This window comes from Weissella diestrammenae (genome assembly GCF_014397255.1).
In the GTDB taxonomy this organism is placed as follows: Bacteria; Bacillota; Bacilli; order Lactobacillales; family Lactobacillaceae; genus Weissella; species Weissella diestrammenae.
Genome location: NZ_CP060724.1, coordinates 615,533 through 627,586 on the forward strand (window position 1 = coordinate 615,533; position 12,054 = coordinate 627,586).

The 12,054-nt window shown below is 40.5% G+C and carries 13 protein-coding genes and 2 other annotated features (1 of these 15 running past the window's edge); all 13 genes read right to left on the reverse strand.

The features are described 5' to 3' along the window. Positions 1 to 117 (reverse strand) — a sequence feature (ribosomal protein L10 leader region); it reaches 14 nt to the left of the window's first position. A gap of 57 nt (positions 118 to 174) precedes the next feature. Continuing rightward, a complete protein-coding gene (gene rplA, locus H9L19_RS03115) occupies positions 175 to 867 on the reverse strand; it encodes a 50S ribosomal protein L1 (protein ID WP_187529690.1) in 693 nt (230 codons plus the stop codon). A gap of 124 nt (positions 868 to 991) precedes the next feature. Continuing rightward, positions 992 to 1,417: a 50S ribosomal protein L11 gene (gene rplK / locus H9L19_RS03120; protein WP_187529691.1), complete on the reverse strand. Its 426-nt coding sequence runs from the start codon at positions 1,415 to 1,417 to the stop codon at positions 992 to 994. Between the two features lie 477 nt (positions 1,418 to 1,894). Further along, positions 1,895 to 4,192 (reverse strand): hypothetical protein, encoded by a 2,298-nt coding sequence (locus H9L19_RS03125; protein WP_187529692.1) that lies wholly within the window; start codon positions 4,190 to 4,192, stop codon positions 1,895 to 1,897. A gap of 264 nt (positions 4,193 to 4,456) precedes the next feature. Further along, on the reverse strand, positions 4,457 to 5,071 hold the full coding sequence (gene nusG / locus H9L19_RS03130) for a transcription termination/antitermination protein NusG (protein WP_476756213.1): 615 nt from the start codon (positions 5,069 to 5,071) through the stop codon (positions 4,457 to 4,459). Positions 5,072 to 5,163: 92 nt separating this feature from the next. Beyond that, positions 5,164 to 5,334 carry a preprotein translocase subunit SecE gene (secE, locus tag H9L19_RS03135; protein ID WP_187529694.1) on the reverse strand — a complete coding sequence of 57 codons (171 nt, stop codon included), beginning with the start codon at positions 5,332 to 5,334 and terminating at the stop codon, positions 5,164 to 5,166. Between the two features lie 58 nt (positions 5,335 to 5,392). After that, positions 5,393 to 5,542 carry a 50S ribosomal protein L33 gene (gene rpmG / locus H9L19_RS03140; RefSeq protein WP_187529695.1) on the reverse strand — a complete coding sequence of 50 codons (150 nt, stop codon included), beginning with the start codon at positions 5,540 to 5,542 and terminating at the stop codon, positions 5,393 to 5,395. 62 nt (positions 5,543 to 5,604) lie between these two features. Continuing rightward, positions 5,605 to 6,138: an RNA polymerase sigma factor gene (locus H9L19_RS03145; RefSeq protein WP_187529696.1), complete on the reverse strand. Its 534-nt coding sequence runs from the start codon at positions 6,136 to 6,138 to the stop codon at positions 5,605 to 5,607. 108 nt (positions 6,139 to 6,246) lie between these two features. Continuing rightward, positions 6,247 to 7,101: a 23S rRNA (guanosine(2251)-2'-O)-methyltransferase RlmB gene (rlmB, locus tag H9L19_RS03150; protein ID WP_187529697.1), complete on the reverse strand. Its 855-nt coding sequence runs from the start codon at positions 7,099 to 7,101 to the stop codon at positions 6,247 to 6,249. Further along, positions 7,082 to 7,510 carry a Mini-ribonuclease 3 gene (locus H9L19_RS03155; protein ID WP_187529698.1) on the reverse strand — a complete coding sequence of 143 codons (429 nt, stop codon included), beginning with the start codon at positions 7,508 to 7,510 and terminating at the stop codon, positions 7,082 to 7,084. The genes rlmB and H9L19_RS03155 overlap by 20 nt, the downstream gene beginning before the upstream one ends. Positions 7,511 to 7,717: 207 nt before the next feature. After that, on the reverse strand, positions 7,718 to 8,545 hold the full coding sequence (locus tag H9L19_RS03160) for an energy-coupling factor transporter transmembrane component T family protein (protein ID WP_187529699.1): 828 nt from the start codon (positions 8,543 to 8,545) through the stop codon (positions 7,718 to 7,720). Between the two features lie 18 nt (positions 8,546 to 8,563). Further along, positions 8,564 to 10,261, reverse strand: coding sequence for an ABC transporter ATP-binding protein (locus H9L19_RS03165; RefSeq protein WP_187529700.1), 1,698 nt, complete (start codon positions 10,259 to 10,261; stop codon positions 8,564 to 8,566). A gap of 41 nt (positions 10,262 to 10,302) precedes the next feature. Further along, positions 10,303 to 10,851: an ECF-type riboflavin transporter substrate-binding protein gene (locus H9L19_RS03170; RefSeq protein WP_187529701.1), complete on the reverse strand. Its 549-nt coding sequence runs from the start codon at positions 10,849 to 10,851 to the stop codon at positions 10,303 to 10,305. A 56-nt stretch (positions 10,852 to 10,907) separates the two neighbouring features. Next, positions 10,908 to 11,750, reverse strand: a complete 843-nt coding sequence (locus H9L19_RS03175) for an SAM hydrolase/SAM-dependent halogenase family protein (RefSeq protein ID WP_187529702.1) — start codon at positions 11,748 to 11,750, stop codon at positions 10,908 to 10,910. Positions 11,751 to 11,795: 45 nt separating this feature from the next. Beyond that, positions 11,796 to 12,005 (reverse strand) — a binding site (T-box leader). Positions 12,006 to 12,054: the final 49 nt, after the last annotated feature.

Here is a 12,054-nt window from a genome sequence, read left to right on the forward strand (position 1 = left end):
ACCCCCAACACAATGATGTGCCGGGGGCTCAAATTCGCGCAATGCTCATTTTCACTTCCTCGGCAGGATATTAAGGCATAAAGCCACCGGCGTCTTAGGTAGAATCGATTTAATTCATTTGCTAATATACCAGATTTCCCTAGGTCATGTCAACAAACAATCGCGAATAACGCATTATAGACTAGTAACGTCTAAGTTAATTGCAGGTCCAAATGTTGAAGCAATTGAAACGTGCTTAACATAAGCGCCCTTAACTGCTGCAGGACGAGCCTTCAAAACAACGTCTGAGATTGTCTTGATGTTACCAACAAGCTTGTCAGCGTCGAATGAAACTTTACCAACAGGTACAGCAACGTTTCCGTCACGATCAGTCCGGTAAGTAACCTTTCCGGCTTTTGATTCTTCAACGGCTTTTGCAACGTCGAATGTAACAGTACCAGTCTTAGGGTTAGGCATCAATCCCTTAGGTCCCAAGGCACGTCCAACACGTCCAACTTGAGCCATCATGTCTGGTGTTGCGATAGCAACATCAAAGTCTAACCAACCATCAGCGATACGTTGAACTAAGTCTGCACCACCAACAACGTCTGCACCAGCTGCTTCGGCTTCTTTAGCCTTGTCACCTTGAGCGAAGACAACAACTGTTTGATCTTTACCAGTTCCGTTAGGCAAAACAACAGCCCCACGTAATTGTTGGTCAGCTTGACGTGTATCCACGTTCAAGTTAAATGCGATTTCAACAGTTGAATCAAACTTGGCAAAGTCAATTTCCTTTACCAATGCAGCTGCTTCATCCAAGTTATACAACTTTTCAGCTTCAACTTTTTCAGCTGCAGCTAAATACTTCTTTCCATACTTCTTAGCCATGGTAGCTATTCCTCCTTGCAAATGCGGTCAAACGGTCAATGACCTCCCGCTTGATCATGCTTAGTTTCCTATGCGATCCGTACTTAAACGGTTCAATTATCATGTTTTGTCTAACGACGAAACATTATCCTTCAACAACGAAGCCCATTGAACGTGCAGTACCTTCGATCATGCGAACAGCTGCTTCTACGTCAGCTGCGTTTAGATCTTGCATCTTAGTCTCAGCGATTTCTTTAACTTGCGCCGCAGTAACCGTTGCTACCTTTTTCGTGTTAGGTTCTCCTGAACCCTTGGCAACACCAGCAGCCTTCTTCAAAAGAACGGCAGCAGGTGGTGTCTTTGTAATGAAGTCAAATGAACGATCTTCATACACAGTAATCACGACAGGAATCAAAAGACCCCCTTGATCCGCTGTACGAGCATTAAACTCCTTGGCGAACCCCATGATATTAACACCAGCTTGTCCCAACGCAGGACCAACTGGAGGTGCAGGTGTAGCCTTACCGGCTGGAATCTGCAACTTAACAATACTTGAAACTTTCTTAGCCACGATTGTATCCTCCTTCGTGCTTGTGGTATAAAATGGCGAGTTTCGATTTCCGCCTCCCACATATCCGTGTCGCCACGCATACTCGAATATAATACCAAAATCACTGGTAAAATACAAGTCATCAATATTTTTAACGCCAAGATGTGGGTTCTTCTTTTTTAAATGATTAGCTCATCAATTACTACGATTAACACCTCATCAGGTATGTCAAAGCCAAATGTCTCATACGGTTTAAAAAACAATTCCAGATTTAATTGCAGTCAAATAACCATTCCTAGGCAATCAACAATCAAATTTCTGCAAGCGTTTAATTAATGCCGTTACAACGGTTGATAGGCATTCATCTCAGGTCAACGCTAACTAACCTTCATTTACCCCACGGTGATTCAAATCTACCGGTCTAACCTGAATAACAGTGAATCTATGCGATAGCATCAAAAAGCATGATAAATGCCACTTATAACGTAACATCAAGCGTTAATACGGATAGGCTGGCGTATGATTCACATATCCACTTTTTGACACATCCCCAGTCTGCAAGATGACACATTTTGAAAAATCATTTGTTTCATCAGTAATCTTGCTATTCAAATAGTGGAAGTTCTGGCGATAAATTTGCACCTTTTCTTCACTATTATTAGTTTGATTAATCCGCCAAATGGATGCTTTAAAGTCTGGTGCACGCATGAAACCACTACCCACACTTTCATCTTGGGCTTTATTTGTCCAAACAAATCCATTCACGTTCACACCAGCCGCTGATAATTCACTATAAATCGTCTTGCTCGGCTTTGCATTCAATGCCAGATTTTTAATATCTTCATTTGATAAATTCAATGGGGAATGAACATCTCGATAACAATCGGCACTACAATTAGCCGTACAATAACTACCGTCCACTTTTTTATATGAATTCGTATTATTCACAATTGACGCGATGGCAATGTGCTGTCCTAAATACGTCACCGGATTTTTACCAATATATTTATGAATACGGTTGGCAAAAACTAGGCCTTGTTTGGCATTTGTTTCTTCGGCTGATAAATGCCCATGTCCTGGTACCAATTCAGAAGTAATTGATGGGTCATCAATCTCAGTCCCATATAATTTCGCCATTAATTTCTTACTTTTCATTAAATCAAATAAATTCCCTGGCCCGACTGAATTGCTAGTTGGGTTTGTGGGTGTATTTGTTCCATAATCACCAAGCATGACCTTATCATTATTAACATTCCGTTCTAATGTTTTAACTTTCGATTCAAGATAAGCAATCGCCGTCGCCAAATTCTCTTTGTCACGCTGCGATAATTTTGAATGATTTTGCCCATTCAGTAAATCACGACATTTTTGAATGGCTTGATTGGCACTAATGATTTGCTCTCCTTCATCATATGCATCAAATGCAATCGAGAAAGTCACTGGGAAATAATAGTACAAATACATCGCTTTAAGGCTTTCATCAAACTGACGTCGCTCAGCAAAATATTGTGTATTGTAATTGTACTTTAAGCTTTCATACGCAGCGAAGGTTTTAAAAATATTATTGTTATCAACCGATACTTCACCGCTTGCGACCTTACTAAATTTTTCAAATTGATCAAGGACATAGTAATTACTACCACTTTCGTTACCTAAAAGATCCACGGTCGCATTGGCAAAAACACTATGCGCTACCTTGCGTAATTCCTCTAAATCTCTGGGCGACAAGTCAGCCGCTGACTTGGTCAGAATACCACTACTATTGATGGTGTCATACATATTTTTAATTGGAATTTTCACACTCGAAATATTTAAATTCAATTCTTTGACCGACAAAAACTGATTAATTTCGTCCTTATAAGCCGCTTTCTCCGTTGCGTCTCGAATCGCGTTAAACACACTATTCATTTGCTCCTTTAGCCCGTCAATTTGCTTTGAAATATCATTTAATTTTTCCATATACACATCTTTTTGAGGCCCAGAAATAATCGTCAATAACATGTCTAACGCATCGCCAAACGGCCCACCTAAACACATTAATTTTGCCAAACCGACGGTGCCACCAGCTGACTTATCTCGCTGCTTCCACGCTTCTTTTAAACCATCTGCAATGGCTAAGAAAGCTGTATTAGCGCAATCTTTTAGCATCGGCTTACCATTTTTATCAAATGTGATTTTCCCTGTAACACCTGTCCCATCATTTTCACCCGGTTGATAATATATCGCTGGCTGATACGTATCAATTTCATCAAAAGCAACGTTTTTATGTATCGTATTATCAAATTGACTCTCACCTCTAACGGCGTTACCTATCTGCTTCATTGGTGGGGTAATGCCGAACGTTTGAGCTGTTGTTTGACCTGTGCCAAAAACAGCTTTATTTGTCACCTGTTTTGCAACGGCCCGGGCTTTGTACGTCCGAATGACTTCGCCCTTAATTTTGATAGTACCCTTATCAAGCCGCTCCGTTGATTGGTCTGGCGTCACCAGAAAAGTAATTGTCGCGTCAGTCCCAGCGTTCTCTAACTGTACGTTAACATCATTTGTTTGCTTAAAATTCTTTGAAAATTCAAGTTCGTCCATTGGGTAATCTGCTAAATCAGTAGCAAACGCGCCATTATCAACATGCAATTTTAATTCATACTTTGGTAGCGGAGAATCTGGGGTTACCAGGCGAAAACTAGTTTGTCGGACTTGTGCTGGTGTCGTGTCATCTGCCTTAATGACCTGATTACCAGTTAATAACCACAACGACATGCCAAATAATAACAAAGTCAATCCACGCTTTTTGGTCATATGCTCTCCTATTTGATCACTAAGCTTAATACGTCAATAAGTTCATTATAAATACCCCATGTAATGGCTCAACCAATGATTTGTAAATGTTTTATTTACAGACGTCCTAAATTGTCACATGACACTAACCACCAAGACTAATTGCCAGGACAATGGCGCAACAAAAAAGCATACCGCGAAAAAATCTGCGATATGCTTTTATTCATCTAGTACATTTGATTGTGGCAACATGCCCGACCATTAAACCTGCGAAAAATTTAATTTTTAGTAGGTAATGGTTTCAACGTCAGCAAATGAGGCTTGCGTTGGTGTCTCACGTCCAAAGAAAGTAATTAAGACTGTGACTTCCGCCTTGTCATTATCAATAGCTGTAATTGGTCCTTCTTGACCTGCCATTGAACCAGAAATAATCTTAACCGTATCACCAATATTCGCATCTAACTTCAAGTCAGCACGCTTAACCTCTGGTTCGTCCACGATTGGATTACCATCTTGATCATAGCGGTGTAAGAATGTATCGACCTCATCAGGTGTCAATGACACCGGCTTTGCACCACCACCACGTGAACCTAAGAACCCAGTGACGTTTGGCGTGTTACGGACAACATACCATGCTTCATCAGTCATAACCATTTTAACTAGCACATAACCGGGATATTCATTTTCCATGTGCGTCTTGATTTCGCCCTCTTTATCGCGAATAGGCGCACCATCTTTATCACGGTCGATGACCTCTTGCTCAGGTACAATCACCCGATAAATAAAGTCCACCATGTTCATTGTTTCAATACGTGATTCAAGACTAGTTTTAACCTTATTTTCATACCCAGAATATGTTTGTAGCACATACCATTCTGCTTCAAGTGATTCAACCATAATTGCCTCCAAATTGATTTAGTGTAAATTAAAAACCCTCTGTCGAAGAGGGCCTTTATTAATTATTTCAATACCGTTATTATAGTACGTTTTGCTTACTTAGACAAGAAAGTAATTCCTTGTTCAAATAGCCAATCAGCACCACCAAAGAACAATGCGAAGAACAATGAGGTTCCCAATACAATAAGGGTATTCCGTGCATTTTCATTAAACGTTGGCCATGTTGTCTTACGCATTTCTGCAGCGACTTCTCCAAAAAACTTCATTTCAACCGATCTCCAATCCTTTTAGTTCACTTTTAATTTAATTATCGTTTTCAACGTGCTACATCGTCTCGCGGTGTATCGTATGGTGACCACAAAATGGGCAGAATTTTTTGACTTCAAGTCGCGTCATTCGTTCCGGCTTTTTAGCAACCATATAATTTCTTGAGCCGCATACACTGCACGCTAACGCTACTTTTTTAACCGCCATTTTGTGTCTCCGCTCTTTTATTGTCGTCTAATTATAGCACAAATTTATCCATATCGCCTATTTTACTGCAATTGTGCCCGAATTCGCATTAAACTGGTACGCACATTTGATGGCGTCATCATTAACTGCTGGGCAATTTCTTTTCCTGAATAACCTAATAAAGCTAACCGAAAAATTTGCTTTTGTTTTGGATTTAATTGCTGACACATTGTTTGACATGCCATTAATCGTTCAATTGTCTGACGCGATTGAATTAATTCTGGTGCCATCAAACCATCCCACGTGTCTTCTCCAAAAACGTTTAGGGAAATATCTTGCTGATACCGTCTTTGTCGTATTCGATTCATCGTTCGCCAGGCCGCCGTTTTTAGGTAATTAGTAAACGCCCCGACGTCAGCTAAAGCGACATTTTGTATGGCTTTGATAAAAACAATCCCCATTTCTTGCCGCCAATCATCAGGCGTCAAATCGCGTGGATGCCGGCGATAAGCACCCCATATCAATGGCCGATACAGTGTATATAACGCCATGAATACTGTTTCATCATTCGCTTTAGCACGTGCCAATTGTTCTGCTGTAATCCCCTTTTGTCGCATACCAATCCCTCCGTCCAGACATTATGGCAAAAAAGGCAGTACATGGGGAATCAATGCAAATAAAAATGGCGCTTGCGTTGCAACGCAATGCACCACTCACATATAGGTTTATAAAGGATGGCGCGAATTAAAGGCACTGTAAATCAATAAACTCGCTGCCACTGATGCGTTGAGTGACTGCACATGCCCAACCATTGGAATCGTCAACATCTCGTCGACCGATTTTTTTAATAATGGCGCAATGCCCTTACCTTCATTGCCAATGATAAGTGCTGTTGGTCCTTGTGCATCCCACTGGCGATAATCTTTACCTGTCATATCAGTTCCAAAAATCCACAATCCGCGAGCCTTTAGTGTTTCCACCGTTTGAACAAGATTTGTCACACGCACAACCGGTACGTGTTCAATAGCGCCAGTTGACGTTTTAGCAACTGTCGCTGTCAATTGGACTGCTCGGCGTTTCGGAATAATTATTCCATGTACACCCGCTGCATCAGCGGTTCGCAGAATTGAACCTAAATTATGTGGGTCCTCAATTGAATCTAAAATCAAGAAAAATGGTGCTTCATCTTGCGCAGCAGCTTTTTCAAACAAATCGTCCAAAGTCGCATAATCATAAGCTGAAATTGACAAAACAACCCCTTGATGGTTTTGATTCGTTACTAATTCGTCTAATTTTGACTTTGGTACGTCCTGAATGACTAAGCCTCTTTTTTTTGCCAATGCGATGATTTCTTGACGCATTTGTTCGCCCACACCGGTTTGCAACCAAACCTTATTAATTTCAGTGGTGCCCTTAAGCGCTTCAACTGACGCGTGGTGACCATAGATAAATTCAGCTGGTGTCTGGTCCTCAGCAATTTCAACATTTGACTTAGTTTGTCGCGTCGGCTTTCGACGGCGCTCATCAGTTACCCGATTTTGTCGTGAGCCACGTTGCTTATCATTTCTTTGTTGTCCCATTATCCCTTGTTCGCCCACTTTCTACTTGTTCAAAAACCCACTCAATCACCGTCGATAACCGATCAAACTGACCACTCGCATGCCAATAACCCATTAAAGCTTCAAAGCCAGTCGATATACGATACGTCACCACATCAGTATGTTTGGCTTTTGTATGCGAATTAGCGTTTCGACCTCGTTTAAAATAATTAAGTTCAGTTTCATTTAAAATGTCTTCTGCAGTCATCAGTTCAAACAAAGCAGCATGTGCTTTCGCTGAAACGTAGTTCTTAGCTCGACGCTGTAATTGGCCAGGCTTAGTAATGCCTTTTGCCAATAAATGCTGCCGAACAAATGTTTCATAAACAGCATCTCCTAAATATGCTAAATCGAGTCCATTTAATTGTTGATAATTTATTTTTTCATTCATATCCTTATTCTAGCGTATTCCACGATGCGATGCACGATTTATCTTAGAAAAAAAGGCCTTAAACATCAAAAATGAGGCGGTTCAAATGTCCCACCTCATCAATTGACACGTCAGTGATTCAATTCGGGACAAACAATGCTTAATCAACGTCAAATCTAAGAATTTTCATTTTTGCAATCACTACTAGACGGGACCTACGCTCATCAATCATTGTAGTGGATTATAATAACGGCTACCCGTATAAATCACTAATATCAGCGCCACGCTAACTATCCCAATTATCCCAATCAGCACAGCCCAGTCCAATCGTTTAAATTGCTGATCATAGTACCATGTACGCCGCTTCTTCAAACCGAATCGTCTTAACGCCATCGCGCGACTAATCTCATCAATTCTTGCAAATGAGCTCAACACTAATGGCATCACAACTCGAACCGCATTCGTTATGCGTTGCTTAATTGGCGCTGATTTTCCAACATCAAATCCGCGAGCTTGCTGGGCATACGAAATCATTTGATACTCGTTTTGGACATCTGGAATATAACGTAAAGTTAAAGCAAAAGCGTAGGCCACCCGATATGAAATCCCAATTTTATTCAAACCTGCCGCAAATTCACTGGGATTGGTCGTGAGCAAGAATAATAAAGCCATCGGTAATGACACCATATATTTTAATGCAACAATACTTTCATATAGTAGTTGTTCTTGCGTTAAAGCATAATCACCAGAACCCAATATCACGTGCTGACTTCCAAATAAACTAACCCCATACTGCGGGGCAAATACATAAATCAACAATAAATTCAAACCAGCAAAAAGGAGCACCGCATATACAAATACCGCAATTTGCTGCCATTTAACGTGGGTTGACACCAAAACGATTATTGTCAGAACTGCCAGCCCAAATAAATACCGCACATCAAAGCTTAACATCGCAGCAATCGTCAATGCCAAAAAGCCAACTAATTTCGTGCTACCAGTGAGTCGATGTACCCATGAATCACCTGCCTGATAACCTAATAACTGCGTTGTCATGATGTTACCCTCCTTTCCTCATTCGTTTAACATCCGTACTATTTGTGCAGTCGACCACGTGCTGTCAAACCTGTTTATCAAAGTCATCAGGCCCGTTTGTCTTAAATCAGCGACATGCAAAATACTTTTATTTTGTAATAATTCTGACGGTTCCATATCAGCAACGACCTGACCATCAACCATTGCGATTGTCCGTTGCGCAACAGTCTGCAATAAATTCATATCATGCGTAATCAAAATGACCGTTAATCGCTCTTCATGATGTAATTCAGTCACTAATTGTATCAGCGACTTGGCATGTGTTGCGTCTTGTCCAGCTGTTGGCTCATCTAAAATCAATACCTTAGGTTGTAAAATTAACACTGCAATAATTGATAATCTCTTTTTCTGACCGTAAGACAAGACTGAGACTGGCCAATGACGAAACTCATATAAATCGGCAATTTTCAATAATCGATCGACTTGTGTCTTAATTTCTGATTCAGCAATACCACGTAATCGTAATCCAATCGCAACTTCGTCAAAGACATTAGCTTGCGTAAACATTTGATTTGGATTTTGTGCAACATATCCAATATATTGTGCTCTTTCTTTAATAGACAACGCCAATAAATCTGTTTGCTTAAATCGAATCTCTCCCGATAATGGGTTTAAAAAACCTGCAATTAACTGCATCAATGTTGATTTACCCGAACCATTTTTACCAACAATGGCTATCATCTCATCAGCCTTAAAATTCAAATTAAAGTCAGTAAAAATATGTTGGCCTGTTGGATAGCCAAAATTCAGCCGTGCAATACGTAACCCAATCTCGTCATTTAGCATACCACTCGATAATTCTGGCGTTGATTCAATTGAAGCTACAAATTGTTTCAAGCGCTGCTCTAAATCAGGTGCAGTTAACTCATCTGGTTGCTCAATATTTTTAACCTGCTTTAAATCGAGCCCCGCAGCTTGCAATAATTGAATATATGTCGGCGTTGCCAATCCAAATCGTGCCAGTTGACCACTAGTTAATGTTTGCGGTACTGTTGCGTCACTCACCACCTGACCATCATCTAAAATGACAATTCGATCCACACCACCCGTCAATATGTCTTCAATTCGATGCTCACCAATGATAATTGTCAAATCATCCTCAGCTTGGAGGCGCGACAATAACTTCATCATTCGCTGACCTGAAGCCGGATCTAGACTAGCCAGCGGTTCGTCCAACAATAAAATAGGTTCATCGTCAATCAAAACACCAGCCATTGCAACACGTTGCTTTTCGCCGCCAGATAACACTTGTGGCGCCAAATCAATCAAATCAGTCACATGAAGTTCCGCGGCCCAATCGGCAACCTTAGCCATCAGTTGCGAATGAACCAATGCATCATTTTCTAGCGCAAAAGCAATATCTTCACCAGTTGTTAAGCCGACAAATTGTGCATTCGAATCTTGTAATACGGTACCAATTACTAAAGACCGTTTAAATACCGATTGTTGCGTCACATCTTGCCCTGATAAATTAATCCGTCCTGTGACAGTGCCTGCATACTCACTTGGAATTAACCCATTTAATAAACGAGCTAGTGTTGATTTACCTGATCCTGACCGACCAGTTAATAAAATTTTTTCACCTTGATGAATCGTGAGATTGATATGTTGTAACGTTGGTGTTGCTTGCGTATCATATTGAACGCTCACATCTCGTAATTCTAGCAACGGCGCCATACTAAGTCCCCCTTCATTCAAATTTTTGTCATCCCCTTATCTCATTTATCTCGTGTCAATGCACCCTGTTGGATTTTTGTCCGACTGTAACCAACTAATAACAAAGTTCCGATGATTAAAATTGAAATAAAGTTGATACCGGTTGCAACAAATCCCTGCAAGAACACTTTATTTGCTGGCTCACTGTAGATCAATATATCGCCAAGGGGGGCAATAACCGACCAGGCAAGCACATTTGCTAATAATTGCCATAAATTAAAACCAATCAGTTTCCAAGTCGTTAATTGACCAGCGCCTAACTTGAGATACCGTAAACCAAATCCTAAAATAAGACCAAAAGCCGTATCCGCAATCACCCATGACCACCAAATGGCACCATAAGAAACCGCATCATTTAAGCTGTGCCCAATCAACGCGACAAGACCTGCGACAATTGGACCAAAGATTGCTGCAACTAATGATAACCAAGCCTCGGCAACATTGATTTGGGTATTTGGAATACCAGTTGGAATCGCAATAAATTTAAACAAAATAAAGAATACTGCTGCACTAATACCGATTGCCACTACTGAACGTGTTGATAATTTCATTGTTATTCTCCTTTTTCACTGCTGAAGGTTATTTTGTATCGACTCAATCCACGCAATTACAAATGTTGAATTTCAACCGACCAATCAGGTCCTGCACTCACATGATTTTGCTTTGCAAAATCACCCGTGTGAATGGCAAAGCCAACTGTATAGACTGAATTGATATAAATCAATGCATCTCCTGGATTAACGTCAGCAAAAGTTTTGACATACTGCAATTTTTCCTGCGCTTGTAACACACCCCGATGATAAATTTTGACGTTAAACCAATCACCTAACGTCGCCTTAAACTCACCTGTCCATAAGTCCTCATGAATATTCGTCCATAATGAACCAAAATTAACGTCAGTAATATCAATGTTTCCAGTTAATATATCATCATGATATTCCGGTAAATTAAGCGGTAAGGTCACAATTTTTTCTGTATCGTACAAAGGACCAACTTCTTCAAATGTAATGATGCCAGCCGCTAGGCGCGCCCCGGTATATGCGTAGATATCACGTCCGTGGAAAGTAGCCGATTTCTCTGAACCTGCCAACCGATTGACACTTTCATCAATTTGTCTAACAGCAACAATGCCATAGGCCTGTGCTAAATGGGTCAGCGTGCCATTATCTGGCGTTACCACATAATGACCACTAACTAATTTCACCACGATTGATAATCGATTAGATCCCACACCTGGGTCAACAACTGAGACAAATACCGTACCAGCCGCCCAGTATTTTATCGTTTGTGCTAATCGAAATGACCCTTCAAAAATATTAAATGGTGTAATACCATGCGTTAAATCAGAAACAACTAAATCGTCACTGACCGAATAAGCGACACCATACATTGTTGATACAGCACCATCTTGTTGTCCAAAATCTGATTGTAATACTAAATGATTTGCCATCTGTTTCTCCTCTAAATAAAAAGTCCTCTGTAGCTAACAATAACTACAGAGGACGTTAATAACGTGGTACCACCTCAAATTCGTGCAATCAAATACACCTTAATAGCTATAAAGCGCAACCTTGATACTGTAACCAAATCGGCTCCAGTATCATCTGCTCCAAGACCATCTTCGAATTGTTATCATGACACATTCCCACCTAGCAGTGCTCTCTTAACAGATAATCAATTTTACTCATCTTTTCATTGCATGAATTTATTATGTGGAAAATATTAGAACTTTACTCATTATTTGTCAACGATTT

Bases quoted from the DNA above. Each gene is read 5' to 3' on its own strand.
- H9L19_RS03125 (WP_187529692.1), bottom strand. From the start codon at position 4,192: ATGACCAAAAAGCGTGGATTGACTTTGTTATTATTTGGCATGTCGTTG.
- H9L19_RS03175 (WP_187529702.1), bottom strand. From the start codon at position 11,750: ATGGCAAATCATTTAGTATTACAATCAGATTTTGGACAACAAGATGGT.
- H9L19_RS03165 (WP_187529700.1), bottom strand. From the start codon at position 10,261: ATGGCGCCGTTGCTAGAATTACGAGATGTGAGCGTTCAATATGATACG.
- H9L19_RS03160 (WP_187529699.1), bottom strand. From the start codon at position 8,545: ATGACAACGCAGTTATTAGGTTATCAGGCAGGTGATTCATGGGTACAT.
- rpmG (WP_187529695.1), bottom strand. From the start codon at position 5,542: ATGGCGGTTAAAAAAGTAGCGTTAGCGTGCAGTGTATGCGGCTCAAGA.
- rplA (WP_187529690.1), bottom strand. From the start codon at position 867: ATGGCTAAGAAGTATGGAAAGAAGTATTTAGCTGCAGCTGAAAAAGTT.
- H9L19_RS03145 (WP_187529696.1), bottom strand. From the start codon at position 6,138: ATGCGACAAAAGGGGATTACAGCAGAACAATTGGCACGTGCTAAAGCG.
- secE (WP_187529694.1), bottom strand. From the start codon at position 5,334: ATGAAGTTTTTTGGAGAAGTCGCTGCAGAAATGCGTAAGACAACATGG.
- H9L19_RS03155 (WP_187529698.1), bottom strand. From the start codon at position 7,510: ATGAATGAAAAAATAAATTATCAACAATTAAATGGACTCGATTTAGCA.
- H9L19_RS03170 (WP_187529701.1), bottom strand. From the start codon at position 10,851: ATGAAATTATCAACACGTTCAGTAGTGGCAATCGGTATTAGTGCAGCA.
- rlmB (WP_187529697.1), bottom strand. From the start codon at position 7,101: ATGGGACAACAAAGAAATGATAAGCAACGTGGCTCACGACAAAATCGG.